Here is a 23,167-nt window from a genome sequence, read left to right as displayed (position 1 = left end):
AGGGTGCGCGTGTGGGGAATGCCCCGCCAGCAGACTCAAGTGCCCCGTGAGTACTGAGGAATCCTAGGGAACGGGATCAGGTACAGTCCCCCGTCCCGGCCTTCGGCAACCATTCCGAATCGGAATCGTTATCGCCGCCATCACCCCGCTCACCTGCCATTTCAGGACACCGAAGCCAACTCGGCGGCCTGTTCCCGGCTCTCCGGCGAGGGGGCCCCGCCCGCCTCCGCGCCGCCCCCTGCGGGTGCCGGACGGACCGTCAGCGAGGGCTCCTCCCGCACCGCTCGGCGGAACGCGGCGGTCCCCCGGCCCAGGTCATGCCCCACCGCCACGGCCTCGATGTCCACGAAGGTGCGGCGCCGGCCGTCCCGTTCCTCCTCGCGCACCTTCAATCGGCCGTGCACGAGAAGGGGTTCGCCGACCGATACCGATCCGGCCAGATTCGACGCGAGCGCCCGCCATGCCCAGACCGTGTAGAAGCTGGTGTGCCCGTCCGCCCAGTGCTGCTTCTCCCGGTCCCAGCGGCGCGGTGTCGCGGCGAACCGGAACCGCGCCATCGGGCCGGTGGCCGTCTCCCGGAACTCCACGCCCGTGGCGGCGTTTCCCACCACGGTCACCAAGGTCTCGTTCATGTCCGTCCCCCGTCTTCGCCGTCATCACGCCGTTGCGCGTGCTGACTTCATGGTGGACGGAAGCCGGGAAACGTGCCGGAGCCTGTGGACTACCGGCCGGTTGTGGAGAACTCCGTCACCGCCACGTAGCGCTCCCGCACCTCGCGGTAGCGCACCAGCTCCGCCGCCACGGGGTCCAGCACCCGGGCCCGCCCGCAGCCCGCCGCGGCCTCGCGCAGCCGCCGCTCCGCCTCCTGCCCGTACCGCCGCGCCGGTCCCCTGGCGGCCGCCGCGCAGGACCACTCCACCAGCGGCCCCCCGACGACTCCGGCCAGCATGATCAGGGCCGGGGTGACCAGGCCCGGCTCCAGGACTCCGACGATCTGGCCGAGCAGCCACAGTCCGCCGAAGATCTGGAGCAGGGTCATCGACGCCTGGGCCAGCACCGCGGCGGGCCACCACCGCGGGCGCGGCGGCCGTCCCCCGCGCACGCTCGGCGGCAGACCGGAGCCCGTGTCCCGGTCCCCCGCGCCCCCCGTCCGGCCCGGCGGGGCCGCCGTGCCGGCCGCTCCCGCCCTCACCGCCAGTTCGTCCAGCGCCTCCGGCAGCCCCCGCGCCCCGCTCACCGCCGCCTCGCGCACGGCCTGCGCCCAGGGGTCGGGCAGCCCGGCGGCGGCCTCGTCCGCGACGGTCCGTACCGCCTGCTCGACCCGCTGCCTGGCGGTCAGTTCCTCCTCCGGCGGAGCCAGCACCTGCGCCATCCGGTCCCGGCTGCCCGGCCGCCGGGCCGATTCGTACCAGCGCCAGAGCCGCAGCCACGGTGTCCCGCACGCCCGCCCGGCGTTCCTGCGCCACTCGCGTTCCGCGGCCTGTCCGGCGGCGGACGCCCCGACGGCCTCCGCGAGCCGGTCGGCGAACTCCTCCCGGGCCCGCTCGCCGAGCCCGGCCCGCCCCTCCGCCACGTACACCGGCCTCAGCCGCGCCGCGGCGGCGTCCACATCGGCGGAGAGCCTGCGCGCGGCGGCGGTGCGTTCCTGGACGAACCGGCCGAGCACCTCGCGCAGTTCGCCCACGCCGTCGCCGGTGAGCGCGGACAGGGACATGACGGTGGCACCGGGTTCGCCGTGCTCCCCCAGGGCCATCCCGTCCTCGTCCAGCAGCCGCCGCAGATCGTCGAGGACGAGGTCGGCGGACTCGCCGGGCAGCCGGTCGATCTGGTTGAGGACGACGAAGGTGACCTCCGCGTGCCCGGCCAGCGGGCGCAGATAGCGTTCGTGCAGGGCCGCGTCGGCGTACTTCTCCGGGTCGACGACCCAGATCACCGCGTCGACCAGCGCCAGCACCCGGTCCACCTGCTCGCGGTGGCCGGCCGCAGCCGAGTCGTGGTCGGGCAGGTCCACCAGGACGAGCCCCTGGAGCGCCTCGTCGGCCTCCGTGCCGCCCTGCTGCGGCCTGCGCCGCAGCCGCCCGGGAATCGCGAGCCGGTCCAGCAGCCCGGCGGCGCCGTCGGTCCAGCTGCACGCGATCGGCGAGGCGGTCGTCGGCCGGCGCAGCCCGGTGTCGGAGATCTGGGCGCCCGCGAGCGCGTTGAACAGGGTCGACTTCCCGCTGCCGGTGGCTCCGGCGATGGCGACGACGGTGTGCCGGGAGGAGAGCCGCTGGCGGGCGGCGGCCTCGTCCAGTACCCGTCCCGCCTCGGCGAGGGTGGCCCGGTCGAGGCGGGCCCTGGAGAGTCCGACCAGTTCGCGCAGGGCGTCGAGCCGGGTGGGCAGCGGGCCGCCCGGCGCCCCGTACGCCTCGACCTGGGGCCGGACATCGTCGTCCGGCGCGCTCCCGGGCCCGGCGTCCACGGGGACGACGGCCACCGCGCGCCGGGCGATGAGCCCGTCGTCCCAGCGCCCGTCTGCGCTCCGCGGCCCCCCGTCCGCGTCCTGCCGCCCCTGGTCCGGCACGGGCTCATGGCCCGGTTCGGCCTTACCGTCCCGCTCCCGTCCCCGCTCCTGGTCCGGCTTCCGGTCCTGCCCCTGGTCCTGCCCCGTGACGGCGGTCATCGCTGCCACCTCTCCTTCTGCAGTAGGGAAAGCGCGGCGATCAGTTCGGCCTGTGGCTCGGGGGCGACGTCGAGCGCGTCGAGCGGGGCCAGCCGCCGGTCGCGTTCACCGTTCAGCACCTGGTCGAGATAGCGGGTGAGCAGCACCCCGCCCTTGTCCCGGAGCCGCAGCGCGCCCTGTGCGCCGATGCGTTCGGCGAGCTGCTCCCCCGCGGTGCGGGCCCGGCGCCCGCCGAGGAGGGCGGCCGTCAGCAGCGCGGCCACCGTCTCGGGGTCGGGTGCGGCGTTGCGTTCCAGCAGCCGTACCTCTTCCTCCGCCAGCTCTTCGAGCACACGCCGCCAGCGCCGTACGGCCATGGAGATCCGGCCCTCGATGTCCTCGGCGGGGCCCCATCCCCCGGCCTCCCGGCCGGCGGTCCCGAAGTGGAAGAGCCCGGCGGCCGGTTCGCGCCGCCAGGTCGTACGGATCTGCTCGTCGGCGGCGGCCACGGCGCACCGCAGGAGTGCGGCCAGGCTGTCCACCAGCGCTTCCAGGAGCTCCCCGGCCGAGCTGTACAGCGGAAAGCCGCGCCACCGGGTCCGCGCGTCCCCGGCCAGCACGGCGCCGCTCTGGAGCCGTCGGCGGATCCGGGACTCCTCCTTGCGGTAGGCCTCCTCGACCACCCCGGTCAGCCGCACCGCCGCCGCGTGCTGGGCGGCGACGGCCCCGGCCAGCCCGGGGACCCGTACGTTCAGCGATTCGATGACCCCGGACGCCGTACGCCCCACGGCCTGCTGCCGGGCGGCCGGGTCCTGGGCGCGGTGGGTGAGCCAGGCGCGCAGCGGGGCCACGGCGGTGGTGGGCAGGAGTCCGCTGCCGCCGCCCGCGGACTCGGGCAGCTCGGGGATGGTGAAGCGCGGCACCTCCCCCAGGCCCGCCCGGGTGAGCAGGGCCGCGTACTGCCGGGAGACCTCGACGCTCACCTGGTGCGGCACCCGGTCCAGGACGGTGACGAGGGAGGCGTCGTACTCCTTGGCGGTGCGCAGCAGATGCCAGGGCACGGCGTCGGCGTAGCGCGACGCGGTGGTCACCATCACCCAGACGTCGGCGGCGCAGATGAGTTCGGCGGCGAGGACCCGGTTGCGTACGACGAGGGAGTCGATGTCGGGGGCGTCGAGCAGCGCGAGTCCGCGCGGCAGGCTGGCCGCGGTCTCCACCCGCAGGACGGTCCCCTCCTCGTCGCCGCCCGCCGCGAGGTCGTCGAGCCCGTCCGGGTCCGGGGCCCGGCCCGGCGGCAGCCAGATCCGGGTCAGCTGCGGGAGCACGCGTACCCCGGCGAACCAGTGGTGGTCGTCCGGGTGGCAGATGAGCACCGGCGTCCGCGTGGTGGGCCGCAGTACCCCGGCCTCGCTGACCCGGCATCCCACGAGCGAGTTGACGAGCGTCGACTTGCCGGCCCCGGTGGATCCCCCGATGACCGCGAGCAGCGGCGCCTCGGGGTCCTTCAGCCGTGGCACCAGGTAGTCGTCGAGCTGCGCGAGCAGTTCCAGCCGGGTCTGCCGGGCGCGTGCCGTCCCGGGAAGCGGGAGTGGAAGACGCACGGCGGCGACACGGTCGCGCAGGGCGGAAAGTGCGTCGATGAGCTGAGGCCGTGCGTCCATGGTCGCCACATGCGAAGAATGCCCAATTTTGAAGCCTTTTTGAAGCGTATCGACACCTCTGCGCGGCGGTTCCACCCTCCGGACAGAGGGGACGAGTAGGACGCAGGCATAACGACTGCACAACACCCGTGGCGTCAGACGCCAAAAGCGGTGCATGAATCGCACCTACCTGCGATTATCGGTTCGCTTCACCGAACCTCCACATCGTGCCACGCAGGTGAAGCAACCGGGTCGAGGGGATCGGAGCCCTATCCTTGTCCCGGCAAGGCCACGGAACCGATCGATCAAGGACTCCGGGCCGTCGAGGCCACCGCCCGGCCCCCGTAGCTCAGTGGATAGAGCAGGCGCCTTCTAAGCGCTTGGCCGCAGGTTCGAGTCCTGCCGGGGGCGCATTGCCCGCATCACCCTGAGGCCCTCCGTCCCGGAGGGCCTTTTCGCCGTCAGGGGCACGCTAGCGAGCGCACCGTAGTGACGGCGTTAAGGAAACCTGGCAGCTCCCTCCCGCACGTCGGCGTCGGCCCGCCCTCCGCTCCGTACGTCAGCGCGGCCCCGTGCTCCGCTCCGCGCAGTCGGCCAGTACCGGAAGGGCCCTCTCCAGATTGCCGTGTCCGTCGGCGAACGGGAGGCGCAGATGGTGGCGGAAGCCGTCGACCGCGGAGAAGGCGGGGCCGGGGACGATGAGGACGCCCGCGCGGCGGGCGAGTTGGGCGGTGGCCTCGGCGTCCGCGCCCGGGACCTCCACCCAGAGGGCGGAACCGCCCGCCGGGCGCTCCCAGCGCCAGCCGGGGGCGTGGGCGAGGAGCAGGCGCTCGGTCTCCGCGAGACGGTCGCGCAGCTGGGAGCGGCGGCGGGCGCGGGCCTCGGGCAGTTGCCGGAGCAGGCGCACGGCGAGCATCTGGTCCACCACCGGGCAGGACAGGTCGACGGACTTCTTGATGTCCGCCAGCCGGTGGACGACGGTGGCGGAGGCACGGATCCAGCCCACCCGCAGGCCGCCCCAGAACAGCTTGGACAGGGTGCCGATCGTCGCCGTGGCGTCGGCCGGCAGCCGCGGGGCCAGGGAGACGGGGGCGTCGTCGTGGCGCAGGGTCAGTTCCGCGTACGCGTTGTCCTCCACCGTGTACACCCCGTGCTCGGCCAGCGCCGCCGCCCAGCGCAGCCGGGTGTCCTCGTCCATCCCCCGGCCCGTGGGGTTGTGCACGGACGGCTGCAGATAGACCAGGCGCGGCCGGACCCGGCCGGCCAGCCGGGCCAGCGCCGCCGGGCCGTCGCCGTGCGGGGACGCGGCCGGGAGCGGGACGAGGCGGGCGCCCCGCGACCGCAGCGCCTCCAGGGCGCCGCGGTACGTCGGGTCCTCGACGACCACCGTGTCCCCGGGCTCGACCAGCCCCTGGGTGATCAGCCAGACGGCCTGCTGGGACCCGGCGGTGACCAGGATCTGGTCCGGGGAGGTGGGCAGGCCGGCGGAGCGGTGGTACCCGGCGATGGCCTCGCGCAGCTCCGGCAGCCCGTACGGAAGGTAGCCGTCACCGGCCAGCGCGGGGCCGAGGTCCCGGGCGGACAGGGCGCCGACCGCCGCCGCGACCGCGGGCAGGCCGTCCAGCGCCCCGCTGGACAGGTCGATGCCGCTGTCCCTGGTCCCGAAGCTCGCCAGGCGCCCCTCGGTCGCCGGTTCGCCCACCGCCCCCGACGCCCGCAGCCGGGACCCGCTGCCGTGCCGGCTCTCCAGCCGGCCCTCGGCCTCCAGCATCCCGTAGGCGGCCGTCACCGTGCTGCGGCTGACGCCGATCGCCGCCGCCAGGGCGCGCTGCGAGGGCAGCACGGTGCCGGGGGCGATGTCCCCGCGCTGCGCCAGCTCGCGCAGCGCGTCGGCCAGCAGCCGCGGCAGCGCCCCCGTACCCCCTTTGGACCAACCGGTGAGCAGACGCGACAGACGGGTGGGAGGAATCCGGTCCATACGCCCATCATCCCGCTCCGCAGGCCACTTGCCCTCAAGTGGTGTGTGCCGCCCCCGGGTGCCGCGCGCAGGATCGAGGGACCGTTCGTTCGAAGGAGAAAGAACATGGCGACCGTCGTGCTGGTCGGGACCCTGGACACCAAGGGGACGGAGTACACATGGCTCGCGACGCGGCTGCGGGCGTCCGGATGCGATGTGGTGACCGTCGATGCCGGGGTGATGCCGCTGCCGGACGGGACACCCGCCGGTGATGTCGAAGCCGCCGCCGTCGCCCGCCGCGCCGGGCACGACCTGGCGGCGCTGCGGGCCGCCGGGGACCGCGGCGCGGCGGTGTCGGCCATGGCCGAAGGGGTGGAGCTGGTCGTCGGCGATCTGCACCGCGAGGGCCGGCTGCACGCGGTGCTGGCGGTGGCCGGCAGCGGCGGCTCGTTCATCGCCGCGCGGGCCATGCGGGCGCTGCCCGTCGGTGTGCCGAAACTGCTGGTGTCGACCATGGCCGGCGGGGACGTGTCCCCGTACGTGGGCAGCAGCGACATCACCATGATGTACAGCGTGGTCGATGTGGCGGGCATCAACTCCGTGTCGTCCCTGATCCTGGGCAACGCGGTGGCCGCCGCCGCCGGGATGGCCGCCCACCACGAGCGGAGCCTGACCCGTCCGCGCGCCGAGGGCCGCCCGCTGATCGGGGCCAGCATGTTCGGTGTCACCACACCGGCCGTCGATGCCGCCCGCCGCCGGCTGGACGAACTCGGCTACGAGGTCCTGGTCTTCCATGCCACCGGTGCGGGCGGGCAGGCCCTGGAGAAGCTCGCCGCGGGCGGCTTCCTGGCCGGGGTCCTGGACCTGACCACCACCGAACTCGCGGACGAGCTGGTCGGCGGGGTGCTGAGCGCCGGCCCCGGCCGGCTCACCGCCGCGGGCCGGGCGGGCATTCCCCAGGTGGTGGCCCCGGGAGCGCTGGACATGGTCAACTTCGGGGCCCGGGAGACGGTCCCCGAGCGCTTCGCCGGACGCCATCTGCTCGTGCACAACCCGACCGTCACGCTGATGCGCACCACGGCCGACGAGATGGCGCGGCTCGGCACCTCCATCGGGCACAAGCTGGCCGCGGCGGACGGACCCGTCGCGTTCCTCTGGCCGCTGGGCGGCGTCTCCGCCGTGGACGCGCCCGGCGGGCCCTTCCACGACCCCGCCGCCGACGAGGCCGCTCTGGCCTCCCTGCGGTCGGCGCTGGAGGGCAGCACCGTCGACCTCCAGGAGATCGACGCCCATCTCAACGACCCGGCCTTCGCCATTGCCGCCGCCGACCACCTCCACCGGCTGATCACCGCCGCCGACCGCCCCGCCGCGGACGCCTGAGACCGCAGGCGCGCCGCGCGCACCGCGGAAGACACCGCAGACACCGCAGACACCGCAGACACCGAACAGGAGCCCCCTCGTGGACCGCAAGCAAGCCCTGAGCCGTCTGACCGCCCAGGTCAGCGCCAAGAAGCCCGTCATCGGCGCAGGCGCCGGGACCGGCCTGACCGCCAAGTGCGCGGAGGCCGGCGGGGTCGACCTGCTGATCATCTACAACTCCGGCCGCTACCGGATGGCCGGGCGCGGCTCCCTGGCGGGTCTCCTGCCCTACGGCGACGCCAACGCCATCGTGCTGGAGATGGCCGGGGAGGTGCTTCCCGTCGTACGGGAGGTGCCGGTGCTCGCCGGGGTGTGCGGCACCGACCCCTTCCGGATCATGGGCAACTTCCTCGACCAGTTGAAGGCCGTCGGCTTCACCGGCGTACAGAACTTCCCCACGGTCGGGCTGTACGACGGCACGTTCCGGGAGAACCTGGAGGAGACGGGCATGGGCTTCGGCCTGGAGATCGACATGATCCGCCAGGCCCATGAACGGGAGCTGCTGACCGCCCCCTACGTCTTCGACCCCGACCAGGCCGCCGCCATGGCCTCGGCCGGCGCGGATGTACTCGTCCCCCACGTCGGGCTCACCACCAAGGGCGCCATCGGGGCCACCACCGCCCTCACGCTCGACCAGGCTGCCACGGCCGTACAGGAGATGCACGACGCCGCCAAGCGCGTCAATCCGGACATCATCGTGCTCTGCCACGGCGGGCCGATCGCCGAACCCGAGGACGCCCGCTACGTCCTGGAGCACACCTCGGGCATCGCCGGGTTCTTCGGCGCCTCGTCCATGGAGCGCCTGCCCACCGAGCGCGCCGTCACCGAACAGGCCCGCGCCTTCAAGTCCCTCCCGATCGGCTGAGCACCGAGCACGCCCGCTCCCCGGTCCCACCCGAAGCCCGGCCGCCCCACAGGGGGTGGCCGGGCTTTCCGCTGCCCGGCAGGTGCCGTTCCGGAATTCGCTGACGGCTCCCCTTTCCCGAGGCAGAACCATCCCGCACAGGACGACCCGGAATTCATGAATACCCACCGGTAGCGAATTTCTCTCCACAACAGCCAGTATTCTCCGCACAGTTGTACCGGCGGTAATATCCGCAGCCTCCCGGTGGACTGCACGGACATCAAAGACCAGGTCAAGAACTCCCGTGCCGCAACGTCGAATTCCGGACCCCGTACGGCCACTTTTCCGCCCCGTCACCGACACGCCAACAGCTCTTCCCAACGATGGGGTTGACACCGGAAGTTGGTCTAGTCCAACTTAGTGACACACAGGTTCGGCGGGGCGACGGCCGCTGTCCGGGCCTCTGCCGTACGAACAAACCAGCAGGCCAGCAGTGTGAGTTGGCCACGCGTGCCGACGACGACGTCGACGACGCGTGTCCGTTTCCCGTACCGCGGCCTGTGCTGGGCACCAAGCACAGGAGGGGGAAGAGCCGGTCCGTCCTCACGACGTACCACTCCCGCACCGCACCGCGGCACCACCACACGACTCTCGTCCTCGGACGGCGAATTTTCCCCGTCCCAACCCGGGATGGTCCGAGGAAGAGGATCCGCCGGACAGCATTCCGGCCCGACAGCTGAACCCACCCGCAGCGAGTGAATCAACGGCAGCCGGCCGTGAGTTCACTGCGCCCTGAAGCGGTCACGGGAAGCCGTTCCCACTGAAGCCGAATCTCCCACTCAGCCGTTCTCCGCATAGCCGTCTTCCCACCCGTGGAAGCGGTTCTCCGCGCCGATTCCAGCGATGCCACGCGCCGTCGGCGCGAGCCGCCGGAGACCGGCGGGTCCGCTCATCCACAGCACTTTCGAGTCCTGGAGTGATTGCATGCCGACGCCCGACCCCTATCTGCATCGAGCCGCATCGGACATCCCGTACTTCAGTGCGGACACCGAGACGTATCTCGCCCGGACCCCGCTGCGGGAGCTCCGCAAGTCCCGGGAGCTCCGCGTTCTGTCGGAGGAGGACTTCGCCTTCTGGCAGACGTACGGATACGTCGTCGTGGAGCAGGCGATACCCGCCGCCGCGGCGAAGCGGCTGCTGGACTTCACCTGGGACTTCCAGGGGCTCGACCCGGAACGGCCGGAGACCTGGTACTCCGACCGGGAGTTCCGTTCGGATCTGGACCGGGAGCTGCACATCTACGGATTCGTCGAGGCCTACCACCACCAGCTGATCTGGGACAGCCGCCAGAACCAGCGCGTGTACGACGCGTTCGTCGACGTCTGGGACTGCGAAGAGCTGTGGGTGACCCTGGACCGGCTCAACCTCAACCCGCCGAACATCAAGGACCGTGACCGTGCGCACATCGCGCCCACGGACAAGGGGTTCGACATCGAGCTCCACTGGGACGTCGACACCACCCTCGGTGTGCTGCCGCAGCGGGTCCAGGGAATCATCGCGCTGAAGGACACCCAGCCTGACGAGGGCGGATTCCAGTGCTCGCCCGAGCTGTTCCGCCGGTTCGACCAGTGGAAGGCCGTACAGCCGGCGGACCGGGACCCCATCAGGCCCGACGCCGACCGGGCGGAGTTCCCCGTGGTCCGGCCCGCGCTCAAGGCCGGCGACCTGCTGATCTGGAACGGCCTGCTCGCGCACGGGGTGGCCCGCAACACCTCGGAGCGCGGGGTGCGGGCGGTTCAGTACCTCTCCATGATGCCCGCCCTGGAGTCGGACGAGGAGCTGACCCGGTCCCGGGTCGACTCCTGGCGCCACCTCAGCACGCCGGACTGGAACAAGACGCTGGTCGGGGACGCGACGAAGCACGAATCCCTCAGGTACGGCACTGCCACCCTGAACGGTCTCGGCGCGAAACTCCTGGGGCTCGAATCCTGGCACGGGAAGAAATCCGCGGCGGATTCCGGAGCGGGTTCCGAAGCGGATGCCGGAGCGGGTTCCGGAGCCGAAGCCACGGCCGTGGCCGAGGTCATCGCCGAAGCCGAGGTCATCACCGAAGCCGAGGTCATCACCGAAGCCGAGCGGTCGACGGGAGAGCCGACATGCGTAAAGTCTGCCTGACCCTTCCCACCAACAGGCCGTGCTCGCCGACGATCTCGGCGGTCGGCGCCGAGGCCGCCCACGCGGCCGAGCACTTCGACGTCGAGGTGCACCTGCTGATCCTCGACTCCTCCGACGAGCACACGCGCGCCGAACACGCCGGGGCCGTCGCCGCTCTGCCCGGCACTGCGAACGTGGTCGTACACCATCTCGACGAATCGGAACAGCGGGACTTCCTGCGGCGCGTGATCGAACGCGCCGAGGTCACCAAGCCCCAACTGCTCCTCGATCTGATGCTTCCGGCCGAGGTCTCCTACGGCGCCTGCACCAATCGCGCGTTCCTGATCGCCGCCGCGCTCGGCTGCGAGTCGATTCACCGCAGGGATTCCGACAGCAGTTATCAGGTCCTGAACGGCGAGCCGGTATTTCCCGTTCACCACGAGATCCTGTCCCTCGGCCTGCGTGCGGGCGACGCGGTCGCCGGGGTGTCCGAGGCCGAGCTGGAGCCGTCGCAGGCCGATCGGACGGTGTCCATGGTGGGCAGTTCCTTCGTGGGTGAACTGTCCGTGGACATCAGCGAGATCCAGCGGCTCGACCGCGATGTCTATCACGACGTCGTCAGCCTGTGGGCGCCGGCCCGGTGGTCGGACGAGGAGAAACGGCACCTGGTCGACGAGTCCTTCCGCGGGGCCGGCACGGAGGAGTTCGTGCGGGACCGCTCGACCCTGACCACGGTCGATCCCATGCGGGTGGACATGTGCAACATCGCTTTCCACCACGAGGTGTACGAGCGGATGCCGCTGCCGCCCGCCACCAATACCATCGGCAGCGACTACTTCCTCATGCATGTGGTCCATGACGCCCGGCTGCCCGGCGTCCTCCACAACCGCAACATCGTGAACTTCTACACCGCCGAGCGCAGGACCGATTCCGGTTTCATGGCTTACCAGTTGCGGTTCACGAAGTTCTTCCTCTCGATGCTCTACTTCAATGTCATCTACGACCGGATGGCGGCGGCCGGGGAGTCCCTGCTCGACGACCGGGGCCACCTCCGCGTGGCCACGATCACCGAATTCATCAGGGAAAGCACCCGGTCGACCAGGGACGAGAACGTGGAGCGGCTGAAGAGCCTCGACCGTTCCTACCGGAAGCTCGGCGGCAGATACGCGGAGTTCGCGGACGCCCTGGCCCTGCACGGCCCGCGTCTGCTCGACGAGGCCCAGGCCGACATCGACGACTTCGCCCTGCTGACCGAAGCATGGCGGCCACTGGTGCGCGCGAGCCGGTCCACCGGCCTCGACCGGACGGTCCGGTAGACGGGCCATGGGCAATTTACTCATGTACGCGACCGCAGAGATACCGACGACCTCACGGATGCGCGCCGCGCTGGCCGCCGCCACCGATGACCGGATCATCTTCGATCTCGCCGGGATCGAAGGACAATACGACGCACTGATACGGGAGTTGCCCGGGATCTCCGTGCGCTTCGCCATGAAGGCCTGCCCGGTGGACGAGGTGCTGGCCGCCCTGGCGGGCCGGGGATCCGGCTTCGACGCGGCAAGTCCGGAAGAGATCGCACAGGCGATCGCAACCGGTGTGCCGCTCGACACCATTCATTACGGCAACACCATCAAGTCCGACCACAACATCGCCGATGCCTACCGGCTCGGCATCCGGGACTTCGCGACGGACAGCCTGGAGGACGTGACGGCGATCGGCGTCCACGCGCCGGGCTCCCGGGTGTTCTGCAGGCTCGCCACCAGCGGGGACGGGGCCCTGTGGGGCCTCAGCAAGAAGTTCGGCTGCTCGGGCGCGGACGCGGTACGGGTGATGGAGAAGGCCCGGGACACCGGACTGACCCCGGCGGGCCTGTCCGTTCACGTCGGTTCGCAGCAGATGACGACCGAAGCCTGGCAGAGCGCCTTCGAAAGCCTCGCCGATGTGCTCACGGCACTGAACCGGCGGGGAATCCTCCCCGACCACATCAATCTCGGCGGCGGTCTGCCCGCACTCGGCTACCGGGACATGAGGGGAATTCCTCTCGATCCGCCGCTGGACAAGATATTCGCCGTGATCCGGGAGGGCATGGAGCACCTCCGGGCCGTGTCGGAATCCGCCCTGGAATTCGTCATGGAGCCGGGACGCCATCTGGTGGCCGATCACGGAGCCATCCGGGCCCATGTGTCCCGGATGTCCACGCGGCAGCAGCTGGACGGTGAACGGCAGCACTGGCTGTATCTGAGCTGCGGAAAGTTCAACGGGCTCTACGAGATGGACGCGTTGCAGTACAGGCTGGTGTTCCCGTCCCACGACGGTGCGGAACACGTGCCCGCCGTCATCGCGGGCCCCACGTGCGACAGCGACGACGCCTACGTACAGACGGACAGTCCCGTTCGTGTGCCCGAGGAGGTCGCATCGGGCGATCCGGTCTGGATCCTCTCCTGCGGCGCCTACGCGACCAGCTATACGACGCGGGGATTCAACGGGTTCCGCCCGCTCCCGTACACCTGGGCATCCGATGGACGCCCCGGCCGGAAGGGGCCCGGGTAGGTGATCCACGACATGCGCGTACGGCATATCGCCGACAGCGACTGGGACGGCATCGTCGCCCTGGAATCCAGCGCCTACACCGACAGTTCGCTCACCGAGGGGCGTGCGGCACTGGAGTCCAGGGCGCAGGCCTCGCCGGCCACCTGCTTCGTGCTGGACCACGGCGGGCGGATCACCGGATATGTGCTGTCCCTGCCCTATCCGAGATTCCAGTATCCGGAACTGACCCGCGGTGAGGAAGTCATCTTCCACTCGCGCAACCTGCATCTGCACGACATCGTCATCGACGAGGAATTCCGTGGCCGGGGGCTGGCGAGAGGACTTCTCCACCACCTCACGGTGACGGCCGGAGCGAAGACGTACGAACACATCTCGCTGATTTCCGTCGGGGACAACGAGACCTTCTGGGCGGCCAACGGATTTCACGCCCACCCCGATGTCCCGCTGCCCCGGAGTTACGGCGCCACCGCCGTATACATGTCCAGGGCGGTACAGGGCGGCCGAGCCGGCAGTTCGGCGCCTTTCCCCGATCCGCTGCCCGGGTCCCCACCGCACCACGAAGTAGGTTGATTCACATGTTTCGCGTTCGCGATCCATTCCGCCGCGCACAGTTGGCGATCGCAGCGTTGTTCTGTCTGCTGGGGTTCCAGTACGCCACCTGGGCGGCCCGGCTCCCCACGCTCAAGACGGAACTCGGCCTGAGCGAGGCGGAGCTGGGCCTGCTGCTGATGGCCTGCGGCGCGGGCGCGGCGGCGTCGTTCCCCCTCGTGACCGTACTCATGCGGCGCATGGGCTCGCGGCGGCTGGCGCTGGTGTCGTCCCTCTGCCTGGGCGTTCTTCTGCTGGCCCTGGCCGCCGCGCCCACCTATCCGGTCGCCCTGCTGATCATCTGTCTGGACGGCGTCGCCGTCGGCTGTCTGAACGTCGCGATGAACGCGCAGGGCGCCGCCCTTGAGGTCGAGCACCAGCGCACCACCATGTCCCGGCTGCACGCGACGTTCAGCGCCGGGTCGCTGCTGGCGGCGCTCCTCGCCTCCGGGATGCATCTGTGGACCGCGGACCTGGCGGCACACTTCGGCGTGGCCACCGTCGTCCTGCTGCTCCTGGCCGGATACTCCTGGCCCGGACTGCTGACGGCGGACCAGCAGGAGCCCGCGAAGAAGAAGGACCGCCGGAAGCTGACCATGCCGGCCCGTGTGACCTTGTGGATGGGGTGCGCGATGGCGTTCGGCACCGTGACCGAGGGCGCCATGAACGACTGGTCGGCGCTCTATCTGAAGGACGTCGTCAACGCCTCGGCCGAGATGGCGCCCATGGGCATCGCCGTGGTCTCGGTGATGATGGTGCTGGCCCGGGTCTTCGCCGACGGCTGGCGCACCCGCTGGGGCGACGGCCTCATCGTCCGGGTGGGCAGTGTGCTGGCCGGTGCCGGGCTGGCGCTCGCCCTGCTGGTCGGTGGCGTGGTTCCGACGCTGGTCGGGTTCGCCTGTGTCGGGCTGGGCATCGCCGCCGTCACCCCGTGCGTCTATGTGGCCGCCGCCAGGACGGGCCCGGACGCCCTGGCCCTGGTCGCCGCCATGGGCACGACCGGCCTGCTGGCCGGCCCGGCGGCGATCGGCTTCATAGCGAGCGCCAGCAGCCTGGCGTGGGGCATGGGCGCCGTGGCCGCCGCGGCCCTCCTCGTGGCCCTGTGCGCCACCCGGATCCGATGGACGGCCCTGTCCGAGGCCTGATCGTCCGGGGGCCCGGGACCTGAGTCCCCGGGCCCCCGGGCCGCGGGTCTCAGCTCCGCAGGTGCGCCAGCACCGACGCCATCGCCCGCTCCACCGCCCGCCGCGCCTCGTCGGTGTGGTCGATCGTCTCGAACCCGTGGCGGGCGTGCGGAATGTCGATCACCTCGACCGCCGCTTCGGCCTTCCCGGCGGAGTCGAGGAACTCCTGGACCGTCACCGCGATCTCCGGCGACTCCAGGCCCACCCGGGTCAGGACGACCGGCAGCCGCCCCGCCCCGCCCACCGTGTCCGCCGGCCGGAACCGGGGCTCCACGGCGCCCCAGTTGGGCAGCGGCGCGAGCGCGGGACTGGTGAGCGCCACACACCGCAGCCACGGCGGGGGCGCCGCCAGCCAGTCGGCCGACAGCAGTCCGCCGACCGAGCAGAACCACAGGGCGATCCGCTGCCCGTCGACGCGCGGATCGGACCGTACGAGTGCGACCGCGTCGGCCACGTCCTGGGCGGCGCGCGCGAAGTCGCCGAGTCCGTGCAGCCGGTGGTCGAGCGTCACGCCGACCGCGCCCAGGTCCGCCGCGTACGAGGCGTAGCCGACCAGGCCCGGCCAGTCGCGCGGTGTCGGCAGCCCCCCGGCCGGAACCGGACCGCCATGGACGAGGACCACCGCCGGACGGGGCCCGTCCGCGTCCGGCGGGTACAGGTCGACCCGGCCCACGCGCTCCCTTCGCCGCTCGGGGACGTCCAGGAGGAAGGGACGCAGGTGTGCGGGCTGTTCACCCACCTCCGGGGCGATCCGGTGTCCCCTGCCCTCGGCCGCCGCCAGCAGGACGCCGGTCAGCTCGTCCGGGGCCGAGAGCATCGGCCAGTGCCCGGTGTCGAGTTCGAAGAAGCTCACCTCCGGGTCGACCAGTGCCTGGAACTGCGGAGCCCCGAGCCCCACCATCCTCTCCACGAGGGCGATGCTCGACCCGTTGGCCGTGCACAGCACGCCGGACATCGGCAGTTCGGAGACCGCCCCCGACAGCCGGAGCGGCTGGGTGAGGGTGCGCACGGGCTGCGGTGCGGCGAGACGGTCCAGCCGTGCCAGCGCGTCCGCGGTCAGGCCCGCGGTACTGCCCCAGCGCGTCCACTCACCGGGAGCCGGCGGCGGGAGCGGGCCGGCGCTCCCGGTGCTCCCGACGCTTCCGGTGGGGGCCGTGGAGGCCGTGGGCGGTTCGCCCGGGGCCTGCGGGCCGCCCCGGAGCCGTTCGCGTACGGAAGGGTCCGGGACCAGTTCGAGCGCCGCGTCACCGTTCTGGGCCAGGCCCACGTCCAGGTACACGATGCGCGCGACCCGCTCCGGGCGGCGGTCGGCGGCGCCCAGCACCGGATGGATGCCGTAACCGTGGCCGACGAGCACCACCTCCGGCTCGTCCACATGGTCGACCAGCCGCACCAGGTCCTCGATGTGCGTCTCCAGGTCCGTGTCGGGACCGCCCAGGTGGCGCCGGTCCCCCAGCCCGGTGAGCGTCGCCGGATGGACCCCGGCCCCCGACTCCCGCAGCCCGGCCGCCACTTCCCGCCAGACCCAGCCACCGGTGTGGCTCCCCGCCACCAGCACGAACGCCGTCATGTACGCCTCCCTCTCCCGCCGTGGTCCGCACGGCCGCCCTCCCGGGCCGCCCGTGCTCCCGCGTACCGTAGGAACTCCCCCTGAGGGAGGTTCAAGACGTGTGCCCCGACGGCATGTGGAACGACGCGTCCCCCGACGGCACATGGAGCATCGGGGAGCTGGCGGCGCGGGCGCGCGTCACGGTCAAGACCGTCCGCTTCTACTCGGACCGCGGTCTGCTGCCCGAGGCGGGGCGCAGCACCGGGGGGCATCGCCGTTACGGCCCCGAGGCGCTCGACCGCCTCCGGCTGATCCGGTCGCTGCGCGCACTGGACCTGCCGGTGCCGGACGTGGGCCGGGTGCTGGACCGGGACGACGCGCTGGAGGACGCGCTGGAGGACGTCATCGCGGACCGGCTGAAGGACCTCGGAACGCGTATGACCGCGATGCGCTGGCGGGAGGCCGCGCTCCAGCTGCTCCAGGACTGCCCGCCGGGGGAACGGGCCGGGCGGCTGCTCCTGATCGGCCAGATGGCCACCCCGCCCGACACCACGTCACTGGCGCGTTTCTGGCGTCGCGTCCTGCCCGTACGGCTTCCGGCGGCCCAGAAGTCGTGGATCATCGAGGCCGCGGTTCCACAGCCTCCGGCGGACCCGGCCCCGGACCAGGTGCTGGCCTTCGCCCGGCTCCACGCGCTCGCCTGCGACGTCGGCTCCGGCATCGGTGGCGACATCAGCGTCTGCCGGCCCGAGTACCTGCTGCTGGGCGAGGGCTGCCGGCCGGACATGCTCTACGACGGTCTCCGTGAGGCGTTCGCGATCGCCTCCCCCGACCTGCGGGCGGGGCGGCCCCCGCGCGAGGGCGAGGCTCTCGACAGTTTCGTCGACGCGTTCGCCCGCCTCCGCGGTCTGCGGGACACCCCCGGCTTCCGCCGCCGCCTCAGCGACGTGCTGGCCCGGACCTCGGACCCCCGTATCGGCCGCTACTGGGAACTGACCGCCCAGCTGTCCGGCTCGCCGGAGCCGACGTTCGGCGCGTCGGAGGACTGGCTCCGCGCCGCCCTGGACACCCAGGTGGCCACGGCGAAGGCCGGCTGACCCGTCCGGACTCCCCTGATCCGGCGACCCGTTGGCCGGTCATGCGCCATTGACCGGTCCGCGGCCGGCCGACATGCCCCTTCCGGCCTGCCGAAAACCGGAACATTACCGCTGGAACAAGACACAAGTCGGCGCGCCGCAGGGCCTGATGAACGGCTGAAATCACTCCCCCGTGCGGCATGGAACGTGAAGTACCGGTGAATCCGTCTTCATGTTCGATCTCCCATATCCGGCTGACCACGCGGAACAGGCCTTGCCGGATATTCACGGACGCTTTTCGCCGGATGACCGGATTACCGCCTTGACCATCTCTTGATACAAGAACGAAACTCGCAGAGGCACTCATGCATCAGGAGCCACAAGCGCATGTGCATGCGAATTGGCCCTGCGAGACATAGATCGCACGGGGTGTGCGGCGGGGGAAGCAGCGAAGATCGTATGTCCGTGACCACATGACCAGCGGGCAATTCCTTCACCTCCTCTCCTCATCTCTTGGTGCGCGAAGGGAATGGAGGGGGAATGCCGACGCACATGGGCTATCCCGGCGTTTACATCGAAGAACTTCCCAGCAGCGTTCGGACCATCGCCTCGGTCACCACATCGGTGACCGCTTTCGTGGGGCACACCCGCCGAGGACCGCTCAACCAACCGGTGCGCATCACCAGTTTCGCCGACTTCGAGCGGCGCTTCGGCGGACTCACGTCGCAAAGCGCGGTCGGCTACGCCGTGCACCAGTTCTTCGGCAACGGCGGGACGGTCGCGGTCGTCGTCCGGGTGGCCAAGGCCGGCACCGGTGAAGAGGCCTGCGTCACCCTGGAGTCCACCGAGGGCCGCAGCGCGTGCCCCGTGCTGGAGGTCCACGCGAAGGAACCGGGCGTGTGGGGCTCGGGGCTGCGGGTGGCCGTCGACCATGACACGTCCACCCCGGACAAGACCTTCAACCTGCACGTCCTGGACGCCCGCGGCGGTGCCCGCGAGTCCTTCACCGGCCTGTCGATGCACTCCGGTCACGGCCGCTTCGTCGAAACGGTCGTGGGCGCGGGCTCCTCGCTCGTCCGGGTGAAGGTCCTGGACGAGGACCGGCCCGACCCGTCCGGCACCGTCTCCAAGCCGTTCGCCGCGAACCTGCCCGGTCTGAACGTCGAGCTGAAGGTGAAGATCGGCGATGTGGAGCGGGAGTTCACGCTCTTCGAACCCGACCGGGACGGCGAACCGCCGCACACGGTCGCCGAGCTGGCCCTGCTCCTGGAGCGCAAGCTGCGCGCCCTGCCCGACGCCCCCGGCAAGCACGCCTTCGCCGGCGCGGAGGTCATCGCCTTCGGCCGCCGTCTCCAGGTGGTCGCCGGGTCCGTCGACCCGGAGGACATCGTGCGGTTCGTCGGCGAGTGCGCCAACGACCTCGGCCTCGAAGCCTCGGTGAACCCGCCCGTCTTCCCGCTGGCGGGCGGCAAGGACGGCGACGCCCCCGGACCGCTCGACCTCATCGGCAGCGAGGCCCGCAAGACCGGGGTGCACGCGCTGCGCGACGTGGACGACGTCAACCTGCTGGCGCTGCCCGAGCTCTCGGCGTACGAGTCCGTCGACGACATGGCCACCGTGCTGTCCGCCGCCGAACAGCTCTGCCGCGAACGCCGGATCTTCCTGCTGGTCGACTCGCCGTCGACCTGGGGAAGCGTCGACGCGGCGCGGGCCGGGATCGGCGCGTTCGACGCGGTGCGCAGCGACCACTCCGGCCTGTACTTCCCGCACCTCCAGCTCACCGACCCGCTGACCGGGCGGCTCCGCTCGTTCCCGCCCTCGGGCGCGGTGGCCGGTGTCATCGCCCGTACGGACGGGGAGCGCGGCGTCTGGAAGGCCCCGGCCGGCACCGACGCGCGGCTGGCCGGAGTGCGTTCCCTGACGGTCAGGCTGACCGACCGGGACAACGCGCTGCTCAACCCGCTGGGCGTCAACTGCCTGCGGACCTTCCCGGTGGTGGGGCCGCTCGTCTGGGGCGCCCGGACGCTCCAGGGCGCGGACGCGCTGGAGAGCGAGTGGAAGTACGTTCCGGTGCGCCGGCTCGCCCTGCACATCGAGGAGAGCCTGTACCGGGGACTCCAGTGGGTGGTCTTCGAGCCGAACGACGAACAGCTGTGGCAGCAGATCCGGCTGAATGCCTCGGCCTATCTGAATGATCTGTTCCGCCAGGGCGCGTTCAAGGGCGGCACACCCCGTGAGGCGTACTTCGTGAAGTGCGACAAGGACACCACCACCGATGCCGACATCGAACGCGGTGTGGTGAATGTGGTGATCGGCATCGCACCGGTCAGGCCCGCCGAGTTCGTGATCGTCAAGATCCAGCAGATGGCCGGTCAGTTCGACCTCTCGTAATCCCAGGACCCGAGGTAAAGGAACACGAAGGAAACCGATGGCTGAGTTCCAGGTAAACGCCCATCGCTTTGACCCCTACAAGAATTTCAAGTTCCTGGTCCTGTGGGACGGTCGAACGGTCGCGGGCATCAGCAAGATCAGTCCGTTGAAGCGGACCACGGAAGTGGTCAAGCACCGGCACGGCGGAGACCCCAGTTCGCCGAGGAAGTCGCCGGGCCGCTCCGAGTTCGAGGGGGTCACGCTGGAACGCGGTGTGACCCACGACCCGGAGTTCGACCGCTGGGCCAACAAGGTCTGGCAGGTCGGCGCCGGGCTCGGCTCCGAGGTGTCGCTGCGCGACTTCCGCAAGGACATCATCATCCAGGTCCTCAACGAGGCCGGGCAGGTCGCGGTCTCGCACAAGCTCTACCGGGCGTGGGTGAGCGAGTACCAGGTCATGGGCGAGCTCGACGCGAACGCCAACGCGGTCGCCATCCAGAGCGTGAAGCTGGAGTGCGAGGGCTGGGAGCGGGACTACGAGGTTCCGGAACCGGCCGAGCCGTCGTTCACCCACCCTGCCTGAGCCTCGCGCGTGCACGGAGGAATGACGATGGCTCCTCGTCGTAGCCCGGCCGGGGTCCGGACATGACCCCCGGTACGGGTCCGGTGGGACCCGCCGAGCTGCTGGCCGCGTGGGAGAGCGGGCTCGCCCTGGGTGCGGCGGACAGATCGCTGCTGCTGCACCGGGCGGCCCGCCCGGGGACCGGCACGGACGCGTTGCTGTCGGTGCCGGTCGGTGAGCGGGAGGCGGACCTGTTCGCGCTGCGCCGCTCGCTGTTCGGCGAGCTGATGCAGGTACGGATCGAGTGCGGGACCTGCGACGAGGCGATGGAGTTCGACCTCGACGCGGGTGCTCTGGGCGCACGCGGGACGGTCCCGGACCGGCCGCTGAGGGTGGCGGAGGACGGGTGGGTGGTCGAGTTCCGGCTGCCGACCGTCGCCGACCTCGCGGCGGCCGGGGCCACCGGGGGTGCCGGGGGTGCCGGGGGCTCACCCGGTTCGCCGTCCGGGGCACGTCGCCGGCTGCTGACGGGCTGCACGCTGCGGGCCCTGCGCGACGGGGAGCCCGTCGCCGCGGAGCACCTGGCCGAGCTGCTTCCCGAACGGGTGGAACAGCTCATCGCGGAGAAGGCCGCGGAGGCGGATCCGACGGCCGAGGTGACGCTGAACGTGGTGTGCCCGGAGTGCGGCGCGGCGACCGTCGCCGAGCTGGACATCTCCTTCTACCTGTGGACCGAACTGGACAACTGGGCAAGGGATTTGCTCCTGGACGTCCATCTGCTCGCCACCGCCTACGGGTGGAGCGAGCCGGAAATCCTGGCGCTCAGTCCCCTTCGGCGCCGCTACTACCTGGAGCTGTGCACCGATGCCTGACTACTTCGACCGGCTCCTCGCCCGGTACGCGCCGGTGGCCGACAGTTCCGGCGGCCCCGGTGGCCCCGACAGCTCCGGCGCGCGGGTGCGCGTACGTCCACGGCTGCCCGGCCCGTTCGAGCGTGCCGAGGCCCTGCGGCAGGCCCCGCCCGAGCCGGACGAACCGGCCGCGCTGCTCCCCTCCGCTCCCCCGCACTCCCGCCCCGCCCTGCCCCTGACGACGCGGCCGGGGCGGGAGACCCACACCGAACGGCACACCGTGGTGCGCACCGAGCAGGCCCCGCGGCCCGCGTGGGACGGCCCGCCGGCCCTGTCCCCGGCACCGGCGTCCACCCCCCTGCCGCGCCCCTCGGCGGCTCCGGCGCCCGCACGGCGGCCCGGTACGGCGGAGGGCGCGCGGGCGGCCCGGCGGGGCGGCCCCTCCGCGCCGGACGCCCCGCCCACCGCTCCGGCGGTGGCAGCCGCACCGGTCCCGCCGTCCGCCGGCTTCGCCCGTACGGCCGCGTCCACCGCGCCACGCGGCTCCGACACCGCCGCCGCGCGCGGTGCCGCGCTCGGCTCGGTGGGACGGCGCGCACCGCGCCCGGCCGACCGGGTCGTCCATGTGCAGATCGGCCGGCTGGAGGTCAGCGCGGCGCCGACGGCCGGGACGAACGGCCCACCGGGCGGGCGCCCCGCGCAGCCGGCCGGGCGGCCGGCCCCCGTACTGACTCTGGACGACTACCTCTCGCGCGGCGGGAAGAGGGATTGACGACATGAGCAACGCACTCGCCGTCGCCACGGTCACCCAGGCGCTCGCCCTGCTGATCGAGAGCAACCTGGGGCCGGAGATGGACATCGCGGTCAAGGTGGAGACCCGCAAGCCGCCGTCGGAGCCGCCGGGCGAACCGACCATCACGGTCTTCCTCTACCAGGTGACCCCGAACGCCGCGATGCGCAACAACGACCTGCCGACACGCGCCTCGGACGGCACCCTGCGCAACCGCGCGGCGGCACCGCTGGATCTGCACTACGTCATCAGCGCGTACGGGGAGGAGGCGGAACTCGTCGGCCAGCGGCTGCTGGGCTGTGTGATCCGCACCCTGCACGAGATCCCGGTGCTGCCCAGGGAGTTGATCGAGCTCGCCGCCGAGCGCCCGTATCTGTCGGGCAGCGATCTGGCCGCCTCGATACAGAAGGTGCGCTTCACACCGACGGTCATGGATGTCGACGAGACGTCCAAGCTCTGGGGAATGCTCCACCAGACCCCGTACACCCTGTCGGTGGCCTACCAGGCGTCGCTGGTGGTGATCGAGGGCCGCGAGAAGCCGGTCCCGGCGAAGCCCGTGGAGGAGCGCACGGTACGGGTGCTGCCGTTCGGCGCCCCCGGGGCACCGGTGCCGCCCCGGGCGGAGGTCCCGGAGGCGGCGTCCGCGGCGGACGGAGCGGATCGCGAGGCGGCCGGTACGGACGCGGGAACCGCCTCCCCGCCCCCGAGGAGCGCGCCCGCAGCCGCGCGGACCGCCGCCGGGCCGCCCGCCGGAAGACCGGCCGAGGCGCCCGCGAAGACCCCCGCCAAGGCCACGAAGGCCCCCGCCCGGCGGGCAGCCGCGCCACGTCCCCGCAAGGCCGCCGAGAACGACGCGCCGACGCCGGACGACAAGAGCTGAACCGAGTGCGGAACACGGGGGGTGAGGACATGGGGGGTGAGGACATGGGGACGAACGACAGCAACGGCCGGACCGGGGCCGCAGACACAGGCGCAGGCACAGGCACAGGCAC

At 71.8% G+C, this 23,167-nt stretch carries 18 protein-coding genes and 1 tRNA gene; 14 read left to right on the top strand and 5 right to left on the bottom strand.

Translation table 11 applies throughout. The features are described from left to right. Positions 1-161: 161 nt before the first annotated feature. The 3 genes from ABT170_RS07855 to ABT170_RS07845 all read right to left on the bottom strand — a co-directional run bounded on the left by ABT170_RS07855 (position 162) and on the right by ABT170_RS07845 (position 4,302). Positions 162-632 carry a single-stranded DNA-binding protein gene (locus ABT170_RS07855; RefSeq protein ID WP_329944080.1) on the bottom strand — a complete coding sequence of 157 codons (471 nt, stop codon included), beginning with the start codon at positions 630-632 and terminating at the stop codon, positions 162-164. Between the two features lie 89 nt (positions 633-721). Next, the gene (locus tag ABT170_RS07850; RefSeq protein ID WP_351864994.1) at positions 722-2,662 is read right to left on the bottom strand and encodes a GTPase; all 1,941 of its coding nucleotides are present in this window, start codon (positions 2,660-2,662) and stop codon (positions 722-724) included. Then, a complete protein-coding gene (locus ABT170_RS07845; RefSeq protein ID WP_329944082.1) occupies positions 2,659-4,302 on the bottom strand; it encodes a dynamin family protein in 1,644 nt (547 codons plus the stop codon). Before ABT170_RS07845 ends, ABT170_RS07850 begins: the two co-directional genes overlap by 4 nt. Before the next feature lie 317 nt (positions 4,303-4,619). On the opposite strand from ABT170_RS07845, the gene ABT170_RS07840 reads away from it, so the two are divergent. Continuing rightward, a tRNA-Arg gene (locus ABT170_RS07840) sits at positions 4,620-4,692 on the top strand. Positions 4,693-4,840: 148 nt separating this feature from the next. On the opposite strand, the gene ABT170_RS07835 is transcribed toward ABT170_RS07840, so the two are convergent. After that, positions 4,841-6,259 (bottom strand): aminotransferase-like domain-containing protein, encoded by a 1,419-nt coding sequence (locus ABT170_RS07835; protein WP_329944083.1) that lies wholly within the window; start codon positions 6,257-6,259, stop codon positions 4,841-4,843. 105 nt (positions 6,260-6,364) lie between these two features. On the opposite strand from ABT170_RS07835, the gene ABT170_RS07830 reads away from it, so the two are divergent. The 7 genes from ABT170_RS07830 to ABT170_RS07800 all read left to right on the top strand — a co-directional run bounded on the left by ABT170_RS07830 (position 6,365) and on the right by ABT170_RS07800 (position 14,938). After that, on the top strand, positions 6,365-7,618 hold the full coding sequence (locus tag ABT170_RS07830) for a Tm-1-like ATP-binding domain-containing protein (protein WP_329944084.1): 1,254 nt from the start codon (positions 6,365-6,367) through the stop codon (positions 7,616-7,618). A gap of 79 nt (positions 7,619-7,697) precedes the next feature. Beyond that, the gene (locus ABT170_RS07825; RefSeq protein WP_351864989.1) at positions 7,698-8,522 is read left to right on the top strand and encodes a phosphoenolpyruvate hydrolase family protein; all 825 of its coding nucleotides are present in this window, start codon (positions 7,698-7,700) and stop codon (positions 8,520-8,522) included. 963 nt (positions 8,523-9,485) lie between these two features. Then, positions 9,486-10,676 carry a phytanoyl-CoA dioxygenase family protein gene (locus ABT170_RS07820; RefSeq protein ID WP_351864986.1) on the top strand — a complete coding sequence of 397 codons (1,191 nt, stop codon included), beginning with the start codon at positions 9,486-9,488 and terminating at the stop codon, positions 10,674-10,676. After that, entirely contained in the window at positions 10,658-11,971 is a 1,314-nt protein-coding gene (locus ABT170_RS07815; protein ID WP_351864983.1) for a DUF6271 family protein, read from the top strand. The genes ABT170_RS07820 and ABT170_RS07815 overlap by 19 nt, the downstream gene beginning before the upstream one ends. 22 nt (positions 11,972-11,993) lie before the next feature. Then, entirely contained in the window at positions 11,994-13,205 is a 1,212-nt protein-coding gene (locus tag ABT170_RS07810; protein WP_329944088.1) for a type III PLP-dependent enzyme, read from the top strand. Positions 13,206-13,217: 12 nt separating this feature from the next. Continuing rightward, entirely contained in the window at positions 13,218-13,775 is a 558-nt protein-coding gene (locus tag ABT170_RS07805) for a GNAT family N-acetyltransferase (RefSeq protein ID WP_351864980.1), read from the top strand. Between the two features lie 5 nt (positions 13,776-13,780). After that, positions 13,781-14,938 carry an MFS transporter gene (locus tag ABT170_RS07800; RefSeq protein ID WP_329944090.1) on the top strand — a complete coding sequence of 386 codons (1,158 nt, stop codon included), beginning with the start codon at positions 13,781-13,783 and terminating at the stop codon, positions 14,936-14,938. A gap of 49 nt (positions 14,939-14,987) precedes the next feature. Here the strand turns inward: ABT170_RS07800 and ABT170_RS07795 are convergent, their stop codons facing one another. Continuing rightward, complete coding sequence (locus ABT170_RS07795) at positions 14,988-16,547, bottom strand: alpha/beta hydrolase (RefSeq protein ID WP_351864976.1); 1,560 nt, start codon at positions 16,545-16,547, stop codon at positions 14,988-14,990. A gap of 113 nt (positions 16,548-16,660) precedes the next feature. Here ABT170_RS07795 and ABT170_RS07790 point away from each other — a divergent pair, with 113 nt between their 5' ends. The 6 genes from ABT170_RS07790 to ABT170_RS07765 all read left to right on the top strand — a co-directional run bounded on the left by ABT170_RS07790 (position 16,661) and on the right by ABT170_RS07765 (position 23,055). After that, positions 16,661-17,623, top strand: a complete 963-nt coding sequence (locus ABT170_RS07790) for a helix-turn-helix domain-containing protein (protein ID WP_351865233.1) — start codon at positions 16,661-16,663, stop codon at positions 17,621-17,623. 519 nt (positions 17,624-18,142) lie between these two features. After that, positions 18,143-19,993, top strand: coding sequence for a phage tail sheath family protein (locus tag ABT170_RS07785; protein WP_351864974.1), 1,851 nt, complete (start codon positions 18,143-18,145; stop codon positions 19,991-19,993). A 37-nt stretch (positions 19,994-20,030) separates the two neighbouring features. After that, entirely contained in the window at positions 20,031-20,555 is a 525-nt protein-coding gene (locus tag ABT170_RS07780) for a phage tail protein (protein ID WP_266931071.1), read from the top strand. A 62-nt stretch (positions 20,556-20,617) separates the two neighbouring features. Continuing rightward, a complete protein-coding gene (locus tag ABT170_RS07775) occupies positions 20,618-21,406 on the top strand; it encodes a T4 family baseplate hub assembly chaperone (RefSeq protein WP_351864971.1) in 789 nt (262 codons plus the stop codon). Next, positions 21,399-22,157, top strand: coding sequence for a hypothetical protein (locus tag ABT170_RS07770; protein ID WP_329944094.1), 759 nt, complete (start codon positions 21,399-21,401; stop codon positions 22,155-22,157). Before ABT170_RS07775 ends, ABT170_RS07770 begins: the two co-directional genes overlap by 8 nt. A 4-nt stretch (positions 22,158-22,161) precedes the next feature. Further along, positions 22,162-23,055: a Pvc16 family protein gene (locus tag ABT170_RS07765; protein WP_351864968.1), complete on the top strand. Its 894-nt coding sequence runs from the start codon at positions 22,162-22,164 to the stop codon at positions 23,053-23,055. The last annotated feature ends 112 nt before the right edge of the window (positions 23,056-23,167 follow it).

The organism is Streptomyces sp. NPDC001787, assembly GCF_040297465.1.
In the GTDB taxonomy this organism is placed as follows: Bacteria; Actinomycetota; Actinomycetes; order Streptomycetales; family Streptomycetaceae; genus Streptomyces.
Note: the sequence above shows the minus strand (reverse complement) of the source record. Positions and strands in the feature narration are given on the sequence as shown.

Coding starts and splice junctions, on each gene's coding strand:
- ABT170_RS07855 (WP_329944080.1), bottom strand. CDS start 632: ATGAACGAGACCTTGGTGACCGTGGTGGGAAACGCCGCCACGGGCGTG.
- ABT170_RS07830 (WP_329944084.1), top strand. CDS start 6,365: ATGGCGACCGTCGTGCTGGTCGGGACCCTGGACACCAAGGGGACGGAG.
- ABT170_RS07795 (WP_351864976.1), bottom strand. CDS start 16,547: ATGACGGCGTTCGTGCTGGTGGCGGGGAGCCACACCGGTGGCTGGGTC.
- ABT170_RS07845 (WP_329944082.1), bottom strand. CDS start 4,302: ATGGACGCACGGCCTCAGCTCATCGACGCACTTTCCGCCCTGCGCGAC.
- ABT170_RS07770 (WP_329944094.1), top strand. CDS start 21,399: ATGCCTGACTACTTCGACCGGCTCCTCGCCCGGTACGCGCCGGTGGCC.
- ABT170_RS07775 (WP_351864971.1), top strand. CDS start 20,618: ATGACCCCCGGTACGGGTCCGGTGGGACCCGCCGAGCTGCTGGCCGCG.
- ABT170_RS07765 (WP_351864968.1), top strand. CDS start 22,162: ATGAGCAACGCACTCGCCGTCGCCACGGTCACCCAGGCGCTCGCCCTG.
- ABT170_RS07835 (WP_329944083.1), bottom strand. CDS start 6,259: ATGGACCGGATTCCTCCCACCCGTCTGTCGCGTCTGCTCACCGGTTGG.
- ABT170_RS07790 (WP_351865233.1), top strand. CDS start 16,661: ATGTGGAACGACGCGTCCCCCGACGGCACATGGAGCATCGGGGAGCTG.
- ABT170_RS07820 (WP_351864986.1), top strand. CDS start 9,486: ATGCCGACGCCCGACCCCTATCTGCATCGAGCCGCATCGGACATCCCG.
- ABT170_RS07815 (WP_351864983.1), top strand. CDS start 10,658: ATGCGTAAAGTCTGCCTGACCCTTCCCACCAACAGGCCGTGCTCGCCG.
- ABT170_RS07810 (WP_329944088.1), top strand. CDS start 11,994: ATGTACGCGACCGCAGAGATACCGACGACCTCACGGATGCGCGCCGCG.
- ABT170_RS07780 (WP_266931071.1), top strand. CDS start 20,031: ATGGCTGAGTTCCAGGTAAACGCCCATCGCTTTGACCCCTACAAGAAT.
- ABT170_RS07785 (WP_351864974.1), top strand. CDS start 18,143: ATGCCGACGCACATGGGCTATCCCGGCGTTTACATCGAAGAACTTCCC.
- ABT170_RS07850 (WP_351864994.1), bottom strand. CDS start 2,662: ATGACCGCCGTCACGGGGCAGGACCAGGGGCAGGACCGGAAGCCGGAC.
- ABT170_RS07805 (WP_351864980.1), top strand. CDS start 13,218: ATGCGCGTACGGCATATCGCCGACAGCGACTGGGACGGCATCGTCGCC.
- ABT170_RS07800 (WP_329944090.1), top strand. CDS start 13,781: ATGTTTCGCGTTCGCGATCCATTCCGCCGCGCACAGTTGGCGATCGCA.